Consider the following 18,499-nt stretch of genomic DNA (forward strand, 5'->3'; position numbering starts at 1 on the left):
AATTAAACTGGTTTTGAAAAGTTGGTTTGCCCGGCCTGAATAAGCGGGTCGAACGAGGCGGCTACATTGCGGATAAACAATTGCCCATCGGGTGTAATTTGTATTTTTTCGTCAGAAAGAATTATTACTCCGTCGTCAGCAAATTGTTGAAGCAGTTCCTGATTGTAAACGGTCTGTGATTTAACTTCTTCGGATGTCATCCCAAGTATTTCGCCCAAATGGCTCCAAACAATCTGCTCGTTGCACATTAGTTCGGTAATTACTTCGCGAACAACCACCTGTTGTTTGGTTAGTGCGTAACCTTTAATCGTGGTTAATTCTCCCTGATTTATTTTTGCAATGTATTCGTCAATTGACTTGGTATTTTGTGCATAAACGCCTTCCAGCTGGCTGATCCCGGTAACTCCAAAAGCATAAACCTGCCCAGTCGTACGACGGGTACAATAGCCTTGAAAGTTGCGGTGCAATTGTTTATTCTGGCGGGCAACGGTTAGTTCGTCATCAGCGTTTGCATAATGATCCATTCCAATGGCTTCGTAGCCGTTTTGTGTCATCAGAGAATAAGCGGCTTCGTACATTTTAATTTTTTCGTCCGGAGCGGGCAGTCCTTCTTTCTCTAGTTTCTTCTGAATTTTGCTCACCCATGGCACATGTGCGTACGAAAAAGTGACCAGACGATCTGGTCTCAATTCGATGGCTTTACTGATGGTTTTAGAAAAGTTAGCAGCCGTTTGTTTAGGCAGACCATAAATGAAATCGAGATTAACAGCCATATTGGGTGAATCCTTTTTCAGGAAAGAAATTATATCTGCAACCGGGAGAACAGATTGTTCGCGGTTGACAGCATCCAAAACATCATTGTCAAAATCCTGAATACCTATACTGAATCTGTTGAATCCTGCTTTTTTAAGTCCGGTCATTTGCTCGTAAGTGAGGTAAGCCGGGTTGACTTCAATAGCGATTTCAGGTTCAGGTATAAACTCGAACGTTGAAAACAACAATTCGTTAATCTCCTGAAGATACTCTACCGGAATGGCATTTGGCGTTCCACCTCCATAGTGAATCTGCGAAACTTTCCGGTTTTTATCTAATCTCGAAGTCACCATCTTAATTTCCTTGATCAGGGCTTTGTGGTATGCTTCCACCACTTCTTCTTTCCGGAGCGCGTATGAATTACATCCGCAGAAATAGCACAATTTCAGGCAAAACGGAATGTGAATGTAAATGGAAATATTTTGTGGATTCCACTGATTCGACTCATCGATGGCTTCCAGATAATTGGCCAGACTAAATTCTTCAGTAAAGAAATTAGCTGGCGGATAGCTGGTGTACCGTGGAACCGGATGGTTGTATTTTTCGAGTAATTCGCGGTTGATCATAGCTTCAATGTTCGGGTTACGTGTTTCGGGTTGCGTGATACGGGATAACTTGAAACCCGTAACTCGCAACTCTTTTATCTTTTCCAATCGGTGTGTTTTACCCAATCGGCTAAAAACTTGGCATTTTCGAATGAAATACCTGGCATGAATCCGTGACCCAGATTGAAAATCCAGTTCTGGTTATTCTTGCCAAATTCAATATAAGGTTGCAGCGCCTTCTCAATTTCAGGCTGACTGGCATATAACAAACGAGGATCGACATTTCCCTGTAACCCAATTTTCGGATCGACTAATTTTCTCGCCAAATCGAGCGGTGTTTGCCAGTCGATGCTCAGGTAATCGCAATCTTCAGGAGTAATCTGAGCGATTCCGGTTCCCAATCCTTTCGGGAAGAAAATGAACGGAATACCTTTTTCGCGCACGGCAGCCGCTATTTTTTTTGTGGCAGGCATAAACAGTTCCTGATACAAATCGGCTGGAATCAATCCGGCATGCGTATCAAACAACTGAAAAACGTCGATTCCATGTTCAATTTGTCCTTGCGCATAAACCACAGAAAGATCCGTAACAACTTCAATTAGCTTTTTGGTGGTCTCCTTATTTTCGTAAATGAATTTAATGGCTTCCGGAAAATCACCTTTACGTCCTAACCCTTGAAGCATGAACAACAGAACTGTCAAAGGTGCGCCACAAAAGCCGATCAACGGTGTTTCCTCTTTTTTTGTCCGGATGATTTCGTCAATCACTTCGTAGATGTAATTCAATTTCGACGGATCTGGATTCAATCCCGCCAACGGATTTTCGCGAAACGCCAACGGTTGATCGAATAGCGGACCGCTGTCGTTAAATTCCAATCCCATTCCTAACGCATGAGGGATAACCAGAATGTCGGAGAACAAAATCCCGGCATCAACGCCCAAATCGTCAACCGGAAGCAGCGTCACTTTAGCTGCGATTTCCGGATTCTGCATCATCTGCCAGAAGGTGTAATCCTCTTTAATTTTCATGTACGAAGGCAACACTCTGCCCGCCTGACGCATAAACCAAACGGGTGGCCGTTCCGTTTTTTCACCCCGGAGTGTTTTTAATAGAATTGAATTTGTTGTCAAAATATCTCGTTTTAATTATTAATCGGTTTATCTTCTTCTTCCGTTTGAGTCTTCTTTTTTAGTCGATTCAGTCTTTTGAGAGTTCCTCTGGCTCTGTTTTGCTGTACTGTTTGATCTGTTTTGTCTTTTTACTGAAGCCGATTTTTCTCTTGGAGCAGAGGTTCTCTGTGGCGATTCAACCCGCTGAGTTGATCGTTGCGGAGTTGAAACCGAACGTTGTTCATGAGCAGACCGCCTTTCATAAGATTGGCTTTTGTTTTCACTTCTCTGCTGAATCTGTTGATTGTTATTCTGAGTTTTGCTTCTGTTCGAATTTCCGTTGTATTCTCTTGGTTGAGTTTGAGTTGATCCTGACTTTACCTGATTAGTAGGACGACGGTATTCATTTGTTGATTGTCGTTTTTGACTACTCTCGGTTCTTGAATTTTGCCTTTCTGGTCTAACTGTACTGTTTGGTCTTTGAGCATTACTGTTTCGTTGGTATCCAGCACCAGAGCGGTCCGAACGCCTTTGAATCAATTCATTTCTGTTTGTCACGCCATTATGCCTGCTTTCAAAAGCGCGGTCTGGATATCTCTTGGCAAAATCATCTCTGCGGATTCGGCTATAGTTATCTCCCGAAATGTGAATAATCGGACTGTCGATGCGACGATATTTATTTTCGTAATTGATATGCCCATAAATATGACGGCGGTACTTAAAAGGCGAGTAAGGCCTGTAATAACTGTACCATCTTGGGTAGTAGTTCCAGTAGTAGGGTGAAATCCATGGACTGTAACGGGGACCCCAAAAGAATGAGAAAATTAATGGTGTACGATAAAATACGGGTTCGATGATATAATTTGAACCATATATATAAGCATCGCCTACAATTTGTATTCGCGGATTACCATTTTGAACCCGTTCAACTTCAATGGTTGCAACGTCTTGAAATACATTGTCGCCAAGAACAGCCTGAATAACCACTAACGAATTACGTTCTGATGAGTTTTCAACAACCCTTAAATAATCAATGTAACCATCCTCATTTAAGTCGAGGTTCGAAATCCGGTTATTCGGATCATTCAGACTACGCTCAAAATCTTCCAGATTCTTTGAGTCACCGAAAATAGAGGCAACGGCATCCAAATCGAGATTGTCGCTAATATCGTAGCTGGTTGCACGTGCGGTAGTTACTACACGTTGTTGTGCATGTACATTGAAGAAGCATGTGCTTAAAGCTAAAACTAAGATTCCAATTTTTGTTTTCATGGTCGTAAGTATTAATTGTTTCCTGTTTCTGCTGAATTTTGAATAGAAACTCTAATCAGCACATAAGCTACTTCAAAAAATCTGCCAATTTTAATTTGATTATTTTGTTTGTTGAATATCAGTATGTTACAATATTTTACTTATTTCACTATCCAAAATCCATCCCAATTTTGATTAAGGTTTTGGAATAGTGCTTTTATCCCTTTAAGACCTTCAAAGCTTCGTAGGTTGCTTCAATGGTCTTATCAATTTTTTTCGATGTATGGGCAGCCGACATAAATCCAGCTTCAAATTGCGATGGAGCCAGGTAAACGCCGCTTTCCAGGGCCATTTTAAAGTATTTAGCGTAGGTAACCGTGTTACATTTGAGTGCATCGGCAAAGGAATTTACTTGCTCCTCTTCGGTAAAGAAAAGTGTAAACATGGAGCCAACGCGGTTTACTACGCCCGGGAAATTCAAATCAGCCAGACATTTTTTGATGCCTTCGCCCAGTTGAGCCGATTTATCTTCAAGCATATCGTAAAATCCATCCGTTTCATCCAGAATTTTCAATGCAGTTAATCCAGCAGCCATTGCCAATGGGTTTCCTGAGAGTGTTCCGGCTTGATAAACAGGACCTTTTGGTGCCAGTTTATCCATGATTTCCTGTTTTCCACCATAAGCACCAACCGGAAGTCCGCCACCGATTATTTTTCCGAAGCAGGTGAGATCAGGGGTAATTCCAAGTATTTGCTGTGCGCCACCTTTTGAAAGGCGGAACCCGGTCATCACCTCGTCAAAAATCAAAACTGTTCCATATTTCGTGCAAAGGTCACGAACACCCTGAATGAATTCAGGTTCAGGAATTACCACACCCATATTACCGGTAACCGGTTCCAATATCAAAGCTGCAATCTGTTCAGGATAACGATTGAATAATTCTTTTACTGAATCCAGATCGTTGTAGCCAGCAGTCAGGGTATCTCTTGCTGTTCCTGAAGTAACGCCCGGTGAATTAGGAGTTCCAAATGTCAGAGCGCCCGATCCGGCTTTAATCAAAAAACTATCGTTGTGACCGTGATAGCAGCCTTCAAATTTGATGACCAGTTCGCGGTTAGTATATCCGCGAGCCAGACGCAAAGCGCTCATCGTGGCTTCAGTTCCAGAGTTAACCATCCGAATGCTGTCGATCGAAGGAACCATCTTCTTGATTTGAAGAGCCATTTCGGTTTCGAGCAGGGTAGGTGCACCAAAACTGGTTCCCTTGGCTGCTGTTTTCTGAATAGCCATAATTACATCCGGATGGGCGTGACCTAAAATCATTGGACCCCAGGAGCCCACGTAATCAATGTATTCGTGACCATCGATGTCGAAAACTTTGGCGCCTTTGGCACTGGCAATAAACAATGGGTCTCCATCAACACTTTTAAACGAGCGAACCGGTGAATTAACTCCGCCTGGAATGTGTTTTTGTGCTTCCTGAAAAGCTGCGATGCTTTGGGTATAGTTTTTCATGCTTTAATTTTTAATCAAGTTACGAGTTTCGGGATACGGGGTTTCGAGTCAACTGCTAACTGTGACTGAACACTGCGACTCTTTCCCCATGCTCCTTGCCCTTTGCTTTTACAGTTCTTTGATAATTTCCTGTGCGTGGTAAGTAATAATGATGTCGGAACCTGCACGTTTAATGGAAGTCAGAATTTCGCGAACCATGCGTTTTTCATCGATCCATCCATTTGCTCCGGCAGCTTTTACCATCGCATATTCGCCGCTCACATTGTAGGCGGCTATAGGCATGTTGAAAGTTGTTTTTACACGCTGAATAATATCAAGGTAACTCAAAGCTGGTTTTACCATCACAATGTCAGCTCCTTCTTCAATGTCTAGAGCAACTTCGCGTAATGCTTCGTTGCCATTTGCCGGATCCATTTGGTAAGTGGCGCGGTTTCCAAATTTTGGAGCGCTGTCGGCGGCTTCGCGGAACGGACCATAAAATGCTGAAGCATATTTGGCCGAATAAGCCATAATTGGGGTGTTGTAAAAACCATTTTCGTCGAGCGATTTGCGGATAGCTCCAACACGTCCGTCCATCATATCGCTGGGTGCAACCATATCAACACCTTCTTCAGCCATTGAAACCGATTGTTTTGCCAGTGTAACCAGCGTGAGATCGTTGTGAACGTCGCCATTAACAATGGTTCCGCAGTGACCGTGTGATGTATATTCACAATTGCAAATATCGGCAATGATATATAAATCGGGCAAAGCGCTTTTTATGGCACGCACGGCCTGTTGTACAATTCCGTTGTGCTCGCAGGCCACAAGCCCGTGTTCGTCCTTGTGTTCAGGAATACCAAAAAGCAAAATTGCCTGAATTCCTAATCCATATAACCGGCGACATTCTTCAACCAACAGATCGACTGAAAGGTTGAAATTGCCTGGCATGGAGGAAATTGGAATTCGTACGTTTGTTCCCGGACAAACAAAAAGCGGCATCACCAGGTCATCGCGGGTTAATATTGTTTCTCTGACTAAATTTCGTAAAACAGGAGTTTGTCTTAATCTTCTGAGTCTTGTAGTTGGGAAAGACATGGTTCTAATTGTTTAAAAGTTGTTTCTTCTGAAAATAATTGAGTATGGCTGAATGTATTCCTTGTGAATTCGCAGTTCCGGCAGTTATCAATGGTTCAATTCCATTGCGGATAACTTCGGCTGAGGTTGTTTGCCCAATGCAAACCAATCGGAGTTTTGTAGGGTCAATTTTCCCTGAAAGCAGTTGAAGTAAATTTTTGCAACACGATGGACTTGAAAGTACGATCATGTCGTACTGATCGTCCAATATGAGTTTTAATGCATTTTCGTTAATCGATTCAGGAAGAACGGTTTCGTAAAAAAGGATACGGGTGCATTCGGCTTTTTTTGATATTTTGTCTTCAATAACAGTACGGGCTAAATTCCCAATAGGGAAGAGTACCCGATCACCAAAGTTTACCCGGTGAAAAAAATCTACAACAAAATCCTCTGCCGTGTTTCCCAGATTTATAAATGAAGCCGATGTCCCGTAACATTCAAGCGAAGCGGCAGTTTTTTTTCCCACAACGCCAATTTTTAAATGCTCCGGAAGGCCATAATGATTTTGAAGTTCAAAAAGTCGGGCGAAAAAGTAGCGCAATCCGTTTGGGCTGGTAAAAACTACCCAATTAAACGATTCGATATTTTTTAATTGTTGCCAGGCAAACTCGTCGAGAGGTAATGGCCTGACTTCAATAGTTGGCATCAAAATCAGGGTGGCTGAATCTTCAGATAACAGATTTTCAAGTTCAGCAGACTGACCGGCTGGCCGTGTTGATATAAATACTTTGTTTTCGAGTATTTTACCCATTTGGTTTAGTGAGTATTGTTGCTTGATTTAATTTGGTCTAAGATTTCTTTTGCTCCTTTTTCGAGCATTTTTTCAGCCATTTGAACTCCCAGGTCAGCTCCATTGGTCATTTCTCCTGATACGTCTTCCCGAATGTATTGCTTTCCGTCAATGGAAGAAACAAATCCGCTCATATTCAGGGTTCCGTTTTCAACCCTTGAATAACATCCAAGTGGAACTTGGCAACCACCTTCAAGATGAGCCAGAAATGCACGTTCAGCAACCACCGTGTTCCAGGTATTCAAATGGTTTAATTTTTCCATTAATTCATCAACTTCAGGATCATTTAGCCGTGTTTCAATGGCAATGGCTCCCTGACTGACTGCGGGCATGATTACTTCCGGATCAATAATCTCGGTGATGTATTGTTCGAGTCCAAGGCGTTGAAGACCGGCTGCAGCCATAATCATGGCATCGCAATACCCATCTTCCATTTTCTGAAGGCGCGAGTTCACGTTTCCCCGAATATCTTTAATAACGATCTGGTTATTTATTTTCAGAAGTCCTGCAATCCTGCGCAAACTAGATGTGGCAACAACATCGCCTGCTTTCAGGTCTGACATCTTTTTACCCTTTAAACTTACCAATGCATCGCGGAATTCTCCACGCTCCAAAACTGCACCTAATTTTAGGCCATCTGGTAATTTGGTAGGAAGGTCTTTTAAACTGTGAACAGCCAGATCAACGCTTCCGTCTATCAGCTCATTTTCAATTTCTTTGGTGAATAACCCTTTGTCGCCGATTTTTGAGAGCGCAACATCGAGAATTTTATCTCCTTTTGTTTTAATAATTTTCAGTTCAACCTGAAGTTCCGGAAAGATATTTTCGAGTGTTGCTTTTACTTTTTTAGCTTGATAGAGTGCCAGTTGGCTGCCTCTTGTGCCTATACGTATCGTTTTTTTCATTCTGATCGTTCAAGAGCAAATCAACCGGATTTGCCTGTAAAATATTTTAGTCGAATTTAAATAAATCATTGATGATTTTTAACGAATCGATATTTTTTCCGTTATCCGTTAAATTTTTTAGGTTTTTGATCAGCAAACGGGTGTATCGCTGGGTCAAATGTTGCGCATAATCATCTACGATTTCCTGCATTTCCGGAGTATTTACCTTGCGGTAGGTCGAAAGTTCTTCCTGATTTATGGCCTGGAAATTTGCGGTTATTGTGCTTATTGCCGGGCGAAGCGAACGACTGGCCAGCCATTCAGAAAAATCGGCCACAACTTCGTCCAAAATAAGATGTGCTTTGGCTGCACTTTCCTTCTTGTTTTCAGTAGTCTGTTTAACTATTTCCTGAAGGTCGTCAACGCCAAGTACTTCAACGTTTTCCAATTCAGCAACTGAAGTTTCGATATTGCGGGGAACCGAGAGATCAATATAGACTTGTTTGTGTCCGGGCCTGACCAATTGGTTTTGCTTAACCATTTCAGCAGTGATAACAGGTGTAGCAGAAGATGTTGCAATCATCACGATATCAAATCCGTGAAGGTATTTTCCGAATGTGTCAAACGAAATGGTCATTCCGTTGTATTTGGCGGCTGTTTTTTCTGCTTTTTCGATCGTACGATTGGCTACCCCAATCTGCTTAACTCCCTTTTTGTGAATATTCTGAAGTGCCAGATTCCCGGTTTCACCAGCTCCAACCAATAAAACCGACTTGTCGGCAACTCCATTGAGAAGGTTGACACACATTTCCACCGCAGCACTACTTACTGAAGTAATTCCAAGCTTGATGCCTGTTTCCGTGCGGACACGTTTCCCTGCTTCGAATGATTTCTGGAAAAGTCGCATTAAAACGGCATCAGTAAGAGCCAGTTCAGTACAGGTAATGTATGCTTCTTTCACTTGACCAATAATCTGGTCTTCTCCAATGATCAGTGAATCGAGTCCTGAAACCACTTCGAATAAATGACGCACTGCTCCCGCATTTGAGCGATGATAAAAGTACTGCCAGCAATGATCAGTAATTCCTTTGAATTTTTTGATCGCTTCATAGATCAACTCAAATGCAGTCTGATTGTCATGTTTATCCTGCGAGAAATAAATTTCGGTCCGGTTGCATGTCGAAATGAGCACCAAATCAGCAATGTCTGTTTCTTGCTGAAGTAGTTCTGAAAATGGAACAATTTCGTCTTTTGGAAATGAAAATAACTCACGGATCTCTAGTGGCGCTGTTTTATAGCTTATTCCTATCACCCCTATCATAAAATAATCTTTTATCAGAATTGCTAACGAAAAACAATTATGCACAATAATAGTTGCAATTTCAGCTTAATTATAAGTTAAAAAATGCAAAATGCCTGAAAATGAAAAGTGTGCTAACTTTTTTTTCTAGCACCCTGATGGAGGAGGGCGTGAAAATTGGAATCCGGAGAAAAGGAATTCATGAACTTTTATGTTCCTGACCTGAAAAATAATAGTTCCCGTATCGGGAATAAATGCTGTAGTTTTAGCTTCAGGCTTTAAAATGGTATTCTGATTTTGAATCTTTTGGTCGTTGACCTGGAAATAATAAATCGAATGGTCTGTTGCTTTTTGTTTGACTTCGACGGGTATAGTAACCGATGAAACAGTTTCGATTGCCTCGTCTCCGTTGCTATTATTGAACATACCCATTGCGAAGCCGAAAAAATAAAATGCGGCTAGCAGCAAGTAAGGTAGAGGTGTCGATAATAGTCCTAAAAAAAACATTACTCAGAAATAAAGTTAAACAATTGGTCTTAAACGATTCGCCTGAAAAACGATCGTTTTGTTTGTTTATTGTGTCGCAAATGTAATAATAATGGATGAATGGTGTGGTTTGATGGCATTGATATTTGTCAGTATGTTGCGATGCTGTGTTATAGCCATTCTGTCTGTGAAGTATCGATAAAAGTATGATGTTAGAAGTTGCAAAAAATATTAATGATTAGGTCAGATTGCATTTTAGTTCGAATAAAATTAAGAATACTCCGGTATGAAATAATTCTTATTCGCATCTTTGCAATTGTTTTGAACACTCATATACATTAAAATTAAGGATATGGATTTTTCAGGTTTACTTAAGTATTTTGTTCCTAAAGAAAAAAAGTTTTATGCGATGTTTAATCAGGCTGCGGAAAATACTATTGAAGCCTCATCTGCATTGGTTAAGCTCATCAATTCGCCGGAATTGGAAGATCGCCGGTCAATCGGACTAGCCATTAAAGCAATAGAGAAAAAGGGGGATGAATTTACCAATCAGATTTTTGATGTATTAAACCGCTCTTTTATTACTCCATTCGATAGGGAAGACATCAATGAGTTAACCTCAACAATTGATGATGTAGTAGATTTGATTTATAGTTTGTCAACAAAGATTGAGATCTACCGGTGTACCGTTTTCAGCTCGTTTATGAAAGATATGGTTGCCTTAATTTCTGACGGATGTCAGCTAATCAAAGTAGCTGTGGGTGGTCTTGATGATTTTAAGAGCTCCACTAAGGTTTTAAAGGCTTGTAAAGACATTAATAAGCTTGAAAGTCGGGTAGATGAGTTTTATCACATGGCTATTTCGAGCCTTTTCGAAAACGAAAAAGATCCTATTGAATTAATCAAACAGAAAGAAATTCTTCTGAATATCGAGAAGATCGCTAATAAGATGGAAGATGTTTCGGATGTAGTGAAAACTATTTTAGTTAAATACGCTTAATCAGGGTCTTTTTTAGTTCTAACTCTTTATTTCAGGCTATGCTTACCATTTTAATTGTTACAATTGTTCTTGCCTTTGTTTTCGACTTGATTAACGGTTTTCATGATGCTGCCAATTCAATAGCAACTGTTGTTTCCACAAAAGTACTTGCCCCATTCCCAGCTGTCCTTTGGGCTGCGTTTTGGAATTTTGTCGCTTATTGGGTATTCGATCTCAAAGTAGCCAATACAGTTGCCAAAACGGTTGACAGCAGCGCGATTACGCTTCAGGTAATATTGGCTGGAATAATTGCCGCTATTATCTGGAATTTGTTGACGTGGTATTTTGGTATTCCTTCCTCCTCCTCACATACGTTAATTGGAGGTTTTGCAGGTGCCGCCGTGGCACATACCGGAACTTTTTCTGTTGTCAGTGAGGAAGTAATTGTAAAAACTGTCATTTTTATTTTCCTGTCGCCAATAATAGGAATGATCATTTCTTATTTGATAACACTTATTATACTTTGGAGTAGTCGAAGGGCTAATCCACACCATGCCAACAAATGGTTTCGAAAGGGACAAATCCTATCTTCAGGAGCATTAAGCTTAGGCCATGGCGGAAGTGATTCGCAGAAAGTTGTTGGTATTATAAGTGCTGCTATGTTGGTTTATATACATTCGTTGAATGCTCAGGGGTTGGCAGTTCCTGATTGGGTGCACGTGAGAGAAACTGTCGATGCAATGGGTAAAACACACTTACATGTACCGGCATGGATTCCAATTTCTTGTTATACTGCAATCTCTCTTGGAACTATGATGGGTGGTTGGCGAATTGTAAAAACAATGGGTACGAAAATTACCAAAGTTACTCCTGTTGAAGGTGTTGCTGCTGAAACAGCCGGTGCTATTACTTTATTCGGCGTTTCTCAGGGGCTGGGTATTCCGGTAAGTACAACTCACACCATTTCAGGAGCGATTATGGGTGTGGGGATGACCAAACGATTGTCGGCTGTTCGGTGGGGTGTTGCGAATAATTTACTTATTGCGTGGGTTTTAACTATTCCGGTAAGTATGCTTATTGCAGGATTGGTTTATTTGGCTATTACAGCTATGGGAATTTGATCTGAGCATGGCGTAGCAGTGCCCGTTGGGCGAAAATCAAACAGATATTGTTAGCTTTTCAGATACAGATTACTATCGCCGTAACTTAGGAATCGGTAATTATTTGTCAGAGCATGGTCGTAAATGGTTTGCCATTCATCACCTAAATAAGCCGAAATCAGCAGCAATAATGTGCTTTGTGGCTGATGGAAATTGGTAATCAATCCGTCAACTATCCTGAATTGATATCCGGGTGCAATGATGATTTGTGTTGATGCCGAAAGATATTCAGCCTGATTTCTTTCCAATAGTTGGATTAGCGCTTGCAATGCAATATTTGCCTCAATTGAGCTGGTTTCTGCCTGATAAGCTTCCCATTGCGTAACTTTCAAATCAGAAATACTCATTTCCGGATTTTGATGTGCCTGAAGTCCCAGCCAATAAAGACTTTCCAATGTGCGGACTGAAGTGGTGCCGACTGCAATTTTCTTTCCAGAGTGACCAATGAGTTTTTTTAGGAAATCCCGGCTAATGTATAAATGTTCAGAGTGCATCTCGTGACCTGAAAGGATTTCGCTTTTTACCGGCTGAAACGTTCCAGCTCCAACGTGTAGCGTTAGTTCTGCCATTTCATGTCCATCTTCGGTCAGGTGACTAAAAACTTTATCAGTAAAGTGCAGGCCCGCAGTTGGTGCGGCTACCGAGCCTTTTATTTTTGAATAAACAGTTTGATATCGCTCCAGATCGCTTTGTTCGGTTTCGCGGTTCAAATAGGGCGGAATGGGCAGCGAGCCGGCAGACTCAATGATTCTTGAAAACTCAAAATCAGGATTGTTCCAGCTAAATTGGATCAGACTTTTGTTATTCTCCGGATCGGTTTGTTCTGCACAAAGTTCAATTTCGGTTTCATCAATCGTGATGATCTTTCGCAGACGATCACCTTTCCATTTTTTCTGATTGCCAATCATACATTTCCATACGCACGATTGAGTGGTCTGAAACGCGATCTGGTAATCAGACGGATCAACCGGGTCGAGGCAAAACAGTTCGATTTTGGCTCCGGTTTCTTTCTGAAAATGAAGCCTGGCGCGGATTACTTTCGTGTTGTTGAAAATCAGTAGACTGTTGGAAGGTAAAAATTCAGGAAGGTTTTCGAATTGTGAATCCTGAATTAAGCCGTTCTTCCAAACGAGCAACTTCGACTGATCGCGCTCATCCAGCGGATATTTGGCGATTTTTTCGTCGGGCAGATCGTAAGCATAATCGCTAATTGAAATGCCCGTTACTTTCTCCAGTAGTTTATTTGTGCTTTCCATAGTTTTCAGCGGCCAAAAATACGCAAACTTTTGAATCTTGAATCCCAAGTCTTGAATCTTCTGGCTTCCGTCTTCCGACTTCGGACTTTTATCGTAGTTTTGTGTAAAATTTTCAGAAAATGATAAAAGCAGGAGATAAGGTTCGGTTTTTGAATGCCGTTGGCGGCGGGGTGGTGAAATCGGTGATCAACAAAACCATGGTAAATGTTGAAGATTACGATGGCTTCGAAGTTCCAACCCTGATTAGTGAAGTGGTTGTTGTGGATGATGCAAATTCGATGAATTCAGAAAAACGTCATGCTAAAATCCGCGCCGATCAGAAAAAAGAAGCCGTAGAAGTAAAAAAAGAACAGCCCAAGGTTGAACCCAAATACATTGCCGGAAAAGATTCGCCCGATTGTTATTTTGCGTTTGTGCCCCAGAACGAAGCAAATCCGGTTGAAGGTGAATTGAAAGTCTATTTGGTGAATAACAGCAATAATTTTGTGCTTTATAACTATAGCCACCTGAAGAATAAGGTTTACCGCAGTGTCGAATCGGGCAAGATGAACCCTAACAGCAAGCGGTATCTCGAAAGTTTTACACGGATGGATTTGAATGAACTTCCCGATTTTCAGTTTCAGTTGGTGTTTTTCAGGGAAGAGTCGTCATCGCTCGAAAACCCTGTGGTAAAAAGTTTTCGTTTGAATCCGGTTAAGTTTTATCGACTAAATAGTTATGAGAAAACCAGGTACTTCACTCAGAATGCAATTGTTTTTTCTTTGCTCGAACCCGATATGGAAACTGAAGTTGCTAAACTTTCAGAGGCTGATATGACTCAGGTTGTACTCGAAAAAGAGGAGCCCAAGGTTGTTGTAAAGCGCACTGTCTCTCCTGATTTGGTTGAAATTGATCTGCACATTCACGAATTATTGGAAGATACCCGTGGTTTGGCCAATCACGAAATGCTCGAAGTTCAGTTGGGCCGATTCCGCAACGAACTGGAAACTGCAATTGCTAATGGAACACGACGGATTGTTTTTATTCATGGTATCGGAAATGGAACGCTCAAGCAGGAACTTCGCAAAGAATTGAGCACCAAATACAAGAAATATTATTTTCAGGATGCCAGCTTTAAAGAATATGGCTATGGCGCAACGATGGTGATTTTAAAAGGCAATTAGTAATCCTGTTGATCGAAGTAATGGAAAAAAGTCATTAGTCATCAGAAAAATTTCCCAATGACTAATGACTTTTTCCTGTTATTTATTCGTATTCTCCAGTGACGTCAGTCAATACTTCAAATCCGGTTTCTGTAATCAGAATGGTATGTTCAAATTGCGCTGAAAGCTTGTTGTCAATCGTCCTGGCTGTCCACTTATCTGCTTTGTCAACAACGGCACTTGCCCGTCCTTGATTAATCATTGGCTCAATGGTGAAAGTCATGCCAGGTTTCATGATTGGACCAGTATTCCTGCGCGAAGTATGGTCAATTTGCGGTTCTTCATGAAAATCAACTCCGCAACCATGCCCACAGAACTCGTAAACCACACTGAATCCTTTAGCTTTAGCGTATTTGCTGATGGCAAAACCAATGTTTCCAAACTGATTTCCGGGCCTAACTTGCTGTATGCCCAAATCTAAACAATGTTTAGTCACCTCAATTAATTCCTGTGCAATCGGCGAAACTTCACCAACCGTGTACATTTTGCTGGTATCGCCATAGTAGCCATCCAGAATGGTTGTCACGTCTATGTTTAAAATGTCACCACTCTTTAAAATGGTTTTTTCTGAAGGAATTCCGTGACAAATCACTTCGTTGAGCGAAATACAGCACGATTTGGGGTATCCCCCATAACCCAATGTGGCAGGAATGGCGCCGTTTTCGCGAATGAAAGCTTCTATTTTTTGATCTAAAAATTCAGTTGAGACACCTTCTTTTACAAATGGAGCAATAAATTCGAGCGTTTGGCCTGCGAGCTTGCTGCTTTTCCGGATCCCTTCAATCTGAGCCGGAGTTTTTATAATAATCTTTTCCATGAAACATTTAAAATTTGTGCAAAAGTCGTTAAATCGATTGGTAATTCAAAACTGAACAATAGATTTGCACAAAGGTTTAAAATATCTGTTTCCAAATGGAAAAGTATCAGGAACAAATCAGCATTAAGTCCTATCACACGAATCAATACGGACAGGCATCCATTTCCTCATTGTTCAATATTCTGATTGAAGCCGCCTGGGCGCATGCTCAGGTCATGGATTGGGGATACGACAGTTTGAAAAGTAATAATCTGTTTTGGGTATTGTCGCGCATGTATTTTCAGGTCGAAAAATACCCTTCCTGGCAGGATGAAATAACGCTGAATACCTGGTCGGCTGGAACGGATGGCATGTATGCTTACCGTGAATACATTGTTGAAAATGACAAAGGTGAAGTGATTTTACGCGCCAGTTCTGCCTGGTTGATTTTGGATATGGAAACACGCAAAATATTCAGGTTAAATGATTTCAGAGATACTTTTCCAAAGCGAATTGATGCGAATGCCTGTCGGGCACCGAAACGGATAAAACCCGATGCTCATTCTGAAACTTTGAATTATTATCCAGTTTTATTTAGCGAACTGGATATTAATCAGCATTTTAATAGTGTGAAATATGTGGAGCGAGTGCTGGACGATTTTGGGATAGATTTTTTGAATGCCCACGAACCTGCCGAGTTAGAAGTTAATTATCTGAAAGAAGGGCAGGCGGGCGACTGGATTGCTGTAACCAACACCAAACTATCAGAATCGGAAAGCCTGAATTGCCTGGTTCGCCAGTCGGATGGCGCCGATTTGTGCGTGATGCGAATTGTTTGGAGGGAAAGAGTAAATTGCTAAATGGTTAAATTGTTGGTGGGTTTGTATGACCTTAATCTTTATAGCAATTAAACCATACAACAATTAACCCCTTCATTAAGCGGCATTTCCTTCTATTGGCTTAATTTCGTTCAATACATTTTCTTTTTGAGTTCCTTCTTCTTCCAAATCGTAATCATTTTGTAACCCAAGCCAAAATCGAGGTGAATTTCCGAAAAATTTGGAAAGGCGAAGTGCTGTGTCTGCTGTGATTCTTCTGTTTCCCTTTATTATTTCGCTAACTCTGGTTTGAGGAATAAAAGTTTCTTTGGCCAGCCGGTAGGCTGAGATGCCAAGTGGAATTAAAAACTCTTCATTTAATATTTCTCCGGGGTGTATGTTTTTTAGCTTTTCCACATCTGTTCTTTTTTATATGTTAGTCAAGGATTTTAACGTTAACCGGAACATTGATTCTTCCTAATTATTTATTTTTTCCGCTTTTATTACATAGATCCAAGGATAAGAAGGGCCCATTGCAGTGCATGCTCCTAATTCCGAATCTTGTATTTTTCTTATGTCAAGCTTGATTTTTATTCCAGATTGCTGCAGCTCAATAGGTAGGTTTTTTGCAATATAAATGCCGTCTAAAGTTGTGCTGCCAACAATCATTTTCACCTTATCCAGTTCAGAAGTAAATTTAATTGAAAATACCCCACAATCCGGATTACTACCCAATACTTCTGCTTGAAGCTGGAATGTATTTGGGTCATTATTTTCTTCGTGACAATTCGAAAAAAGTAAAACGATCAGGATTGAAATAAAAAGATTTGTTTTCATCGGAAGCAGTATTTTCAAAGTAGATGATTAGTTCATCCAAATGGTTGCTTAATCCCTTTTATATCTTTCTGTAACATTCCAATATCTTTTCAACCTTTTCATCCAAAGGCATAAATCCATCAAGCCAATGAATTTTTGTTCCTTGGTTTTCCATCCGTCGGAACCAGGTCATCTGGCGTTTGGCAAACTGGTGAATGGCCACATTTAAACCGTCGAACATTTGTTGATATGTGAGTTGTCCGGTCAGGTGTTGAGTCATGTATTTATATTCCAGTCCGTAGTAAGTTAATTGTTCCGGAGTTAAACCGCTATCGAGTAACCGCTGAACCTCATCTAGCATTCCTTCTTTCAGTCGTTGTTTAAGTCGGCTGGTTATGCGTTTCCGGCGCGAATCACGATCAAATTTGACGCCAACCACCAAACTTCTGATTTCGGGCATTCCGGTGTCAATTTCAGGGTGAGTCAGGTAGTATTCTTCAATTTCGATGGCACGTATGACACGTTTCACACTTTCCGTATCGGTTTGGTTGTGCAGGTAGTTTTTGTAGCCTTTCAAAATCAATTCCAGTTCCCACAATAATTTATCGTCCAGTTCTTCGCGAAGTTTTTCGTTTACCGGAACCTGAATCAGCTTGTAGTTTTTCAGGATAGCTTCCAGGTATAAACCACTTCCGCCACACATCACCGGCAGTTTTCTGCGCTCGCTGATGTCGGCAAAAACCTTCAAAAAATCTTTCTGGTATTCATAAACATTGTACTCGTAACCCGCGTCAACAATGTCGATCAGATGATACGGAACCGGCTTGCCATCGACAATATAGTCGGCGTAATCCTTTCCTGTCCCGAGATCCATTCCGCGGTAAACCTGTCGTGAATCGGCAGAGATCACTTCGCCGTCGAGAGCCGATGCAACTTTGGCTGCTACGCTGGTTTTTCCTGAAGCTGTTGGCCCAAGAATGGTAATTAGGTTATATTTTTCGTTGTGCATGAATTCAGAGGTTTTGGAAGTGCAAATTAAATGTATTTTTGCAATGCAAATTTAAATGTAAGTTTCAAACGGATGAATTTTGGCCACTAAGGCACAAAGACTCTAAGAAACTCCAAGGTTCATTTGTTTTTTTAGCTTCGTGCCTTTGTGGCATTAGATTAAATTTTGAGACTTTTACGATAGAATGGTACACAAACCACAAAATATTAGCATTAAAAACAAAAAGGCTTTCTTCGACTACGAAATCCTCGAAACTTTCTATGCCGGAATTCAACTGGCAGGAACCGAAATTAAATCGATCCGTGGAGGCAAAGCCGGGTTGGTTGATTCGTATTGCTCATTTTGGGATAACCAGTTGTATGTGAAGAATATGCACATTGCCGAATACGATTTTGGTACCTGCAACAACCACATTGCCAAGCGCGACCGCAAATTACTCCTGAACCGCAAAGAATTGGATAAATTACAGAAGAAAACCAAAGAAGGCGGTATTACCATAGTTCCTTTAAAACTTTTCATCAACGATCGCGGATTGGCCAAGCTCGAAATATCGCTCGCCAAAGGGAAAAAGACCTACGACAAACGCGAAACCCTGAAACTGAAAGACGATGCCCGCGAGATGGATCGGGCCAGGAAGCAATAGTTTCGCAGGA

At 41.1% G+C, this 18,499-nt stretch carries 19 protein-coding genes; 5 read left to right on the top strand and 14 right to left on the bottom strand.

What is annotated here, in order from left to right; translation table 11 throughout:
- Positions 1–2: 2 nt before the first annotated feature.
- The 9 genes from hemN to AQPE_RS18415 all read right to left on the bottom strand — a co-directional run bounded on the left by hemN (position 3) and on the right by AQPE_RS18415 (position 9,831).
- A complete protein-coding gene (gene hemN / locus AQPE_RS18375; protein WP_318347955.1) occupies positions 3–1,466 on the bottom strand; it encodes an oxygen-independent coproporphyrinogen III oxidase in 1,464 nt (487 codons plus the stop codon).
- Positions 1,454–2,488 carry a uroporphyrinogen decarboxylase gene (gene hemE / locus AQPE_RS18380; protein ID WP_318347956.1) on the bottom strand — a complete coding sequence of 345 codons (1,035 nt, stop codon included), beginning with the start codon at positions 2,486–2,488 and terminating at the stop codon, positions 1,454–1,456. Before hemE ends, hemN begins: the two co-directional genes overlap by 13 nt.
- A gap of 27 nt (positions 2,489–2,515) precedes the next feature.
- Positions 2,516–3,739: a hypothetical protein gene (locus AQPE_RS18385; RefSeq protein WP_318347957.1), complete on the bottom strand. Its 1,224-nt coding sequence runs from the start codon at positions 3,737–3,739 to the stop codon at positions 2,516–2,518.
- A 196-nt stretch (positions 3,740–3,935) separates the two neighbouring features.
- Positions 3,936–5,234 carry a glutamate-1-semialdehyde 2,1-aminomutase gene (gene hemL, locus AQPE_RS18390; protein ID WP_318347958.1) on the bottom strand — a complete coding sequence of 433 codons (1,299 nt, stop codon included), beginning with the start codon at positions 5,232–5,234 and terminating at the stop codon, positions 3,936–3,938.
- Between the two features lie 108 nt (positions 5,235–5,342).
- Entirely contained in the window at positions 5,343–6,311 is a 969-nt protein-coding gene (gene hemB / locus AQPE_RS18395) for a porphobilinogen synthase (protein ID WP_318347959.1), read from the bottom strand.
- 4 nt (positions 6,312–6,315) lie between these two features.
- Positions 6,316–7,101 (bottom strand): uroporphyrinogen-III synthase, encoded by a 786-nt coding sequence (locus AQPE_RS18400; RefSeq protein ID WP_318347960.1) that lies wholly within the window; start codon positions 7,099–7,101, stop codon positions 6,316–6,318.
- A gap of 5 nt (positions 7,102–7,106) precedes the next feature.
- Positions 7,107–8,045, bottom strand: a complete 939-nt coding sequence (gene hemC / locus AQPE_RS18405) for a hydroxymethylbilane synthase (protein ID WP_318347961.1) — start codon at positions 8,043–8,045, stop codon at positions 7,107–7,109.
- Between the two features lie 46 nt (positions 8,046–8,091).
- On the bottom strand, positions 8,092–9,345 hold the full coding sequence (gene hemA / locus AQPE_RS18410; RefSeq protein ID WP_318347962.1) for a glutamyl-tRNA reductase: 1,254 nt from the start codon (positions 9,343–9,345) through the stop codon (positions 8,092–8,094).
- A 126-nt stretch (positions 9,346–9,471) separates the two neighbouring features.
- On the bottom strand, positions 9,472–9,831 hold the full coding sequence (locus tag AQPE_RS18415; protein WP_318347963.1) for a hypothetical protein: 360 nt from the start codon (positions 9,829–9,831) through the stop codon (positions 9,472–9,474).
- Positions 9,832–10,162: 331 nt separating this feature from the next.
- On the opposite strand from AQPE_RS18415, the gene AQPE_RS18420 reads away from it, so the two are divergent.
- A complete protein-coding gene (locus tag AQPE_RS18420) occupies positions 10,163–10,810 on the top strand; it encodes a DUF47 domain-containing protein (RefSeq protein WP_318347964.1) in 648 nt (215 codons plus the stop codon).
- 38 nt (positions 10,811–10,848) lie between these two features.
- Positions 10,849–11,910 carry an inorganic phosphate transporter gene (locus tag AQPE_RS18425; protein WP_318347965.1) on the top strand — a complete coding sequence of 354 codons (1,062 nt, stop codon included), beginning with the start codon at positions 10,849–10,851 and terminating at the stop codon, positions 11,908–11,910.
- A gap of 50 nt (positions 11,911–11,960) precedes the next feature.
- Here the strand turns inward: AQPE_RS18425 and AQPE_RS18430 are convergent, their stop codons facing one another.
- Positions 11,961–13,205 carry an S-adenosylmethionine:tRNA ribosyltransferase-isomerase gene (locus AQPE_RS18430; RefSeq protein ID WP_318347966.1) on the bottom strand — a complete coding sequence of 415 codons (1,245 nt, stop codon included), beginning with the start codon at positions 13,203–13,205 and terminating at the stop codon, positions 11,961–11,963.
- Positions 13,206–13,324: 119 nt separating this feature from the next.
- Here AQPE_RS18430 and AQPE_RS18435 point away from each other — a divergent pair, with 119 nt between their 5' ends.
- Positions 13,325–14,368, top strand: a complete 1,044-nt coding sequence (locus AQPE_RS18435) for a Smr/MutS family protein (protein WP_318347967.1) — start codon at positions 13,325–13,327, stop codon at positions 14,366–14,368.
- A gap of 82 nt (positions 14,369–14,450) precedes the next feature.
- On the opposite strand, the gene map is transcribed toward AQPE_RS18435, so the two are convergent.
- Positions 14,451–15,224, bottom strand: a complete 774-nt coding sequence (gene map, locus AQPE_RS18440) for a type I methionyl aminopeptidase (RefSeq protein WP_318347968.1) — start codon at positions 15,222–15,224, stop codon at positions 14,451–14,453.
- 95 nt (positions 15,225–15,319) lie between these two features.
- On the opposite strand from map, the gene AQPE_RS18445 reads away from it, so the two are divergent.
- Positions 15,320–16,063 carry an acyl-[acyl-carrier-protein] thioesterase gene (locus tag AQPE_RS18445; protein WP_318347969.1) on the top strand — a complete coding sequence of 248 codons (744 nt, stop codon included), beginning with the start codon at positions 15,320–15,322 and terminating at the stop codon, positions 16,061–16,063.
- Positions 16,064–16,138: 75 nt separating this feature from the next.
- Here the strand turns inward: AQPE_RS18445 and AQPE_RS18450 are convergent, their stop codons facing one another.
- The 3 genes from AQPE_RS18450 to miaA are packed head-to-tail and all read right to left on the bottom strand — an operon-like array spanning position 16,139 to position 17,846.
- A complete protein-coding gene (locus tag AQPE_RS18450) occupies positions 16,139–16,438 on the bottom strand; it encodes a HigA family addiction module antitoxin (protein ID WP_318347970.1) in 300 nt (99 codons plus the stop codon).
- Between the two features lie 60 nt (positions 16,439–16,498).
- Entirely contained in the window at positions 16,499–16,858 is a 360-nt protein-coding gene (locus AQPE_RS18455) for a hypothetical protein (RefSeq protein WP_318347971.1), read from the bottom strand.
- A gap of 58 nt (positions 16,859–16,916) precedes the next feature.
- On the bottom strand, positions 16,917–17,846 hold the full coding sequence (gene miaA, locus AQPE_RS18460) for a tRNA (adenosine(37)-N6)-dimethylallyltransferase MiaA (protein ID WP_318347972.1): 930 nt from the start codon (positions 17,844–17,846) through the stop codon (positions 16,917–16,919).
- 184 nt (positions 17,847–18,030) lie between these two features.
- On the opposite strand from miaA, the gene smpB reads away from it, so the two are divergent.
- The gene (gene smpB, locus AQPE_RS18465) at positions 18,031–18,489 is read left to right on the top strand and encodes an SsrA-binding protein SmpB (protein WP_318347973.1); all 459 of its coding nucleotides are present in this window, start codon (positions 18,031–18,033) and stop codon (positions 18,487–18,489) included.
- Positions 18,490–18,499: the final 10 nt, after the last annotated feature.

Origin of the sequence: Aquipluma nitroreducens (assembly GCF_009689585.1) — a bacterium.
GTDB classification, from domain to species: domain Bacteria; phylum Bacteroidota; class Bacteroidia; order Bacteroidales; family Prolixibacteraceae; genus Aquipluma; species Aquipluma nitroreducens.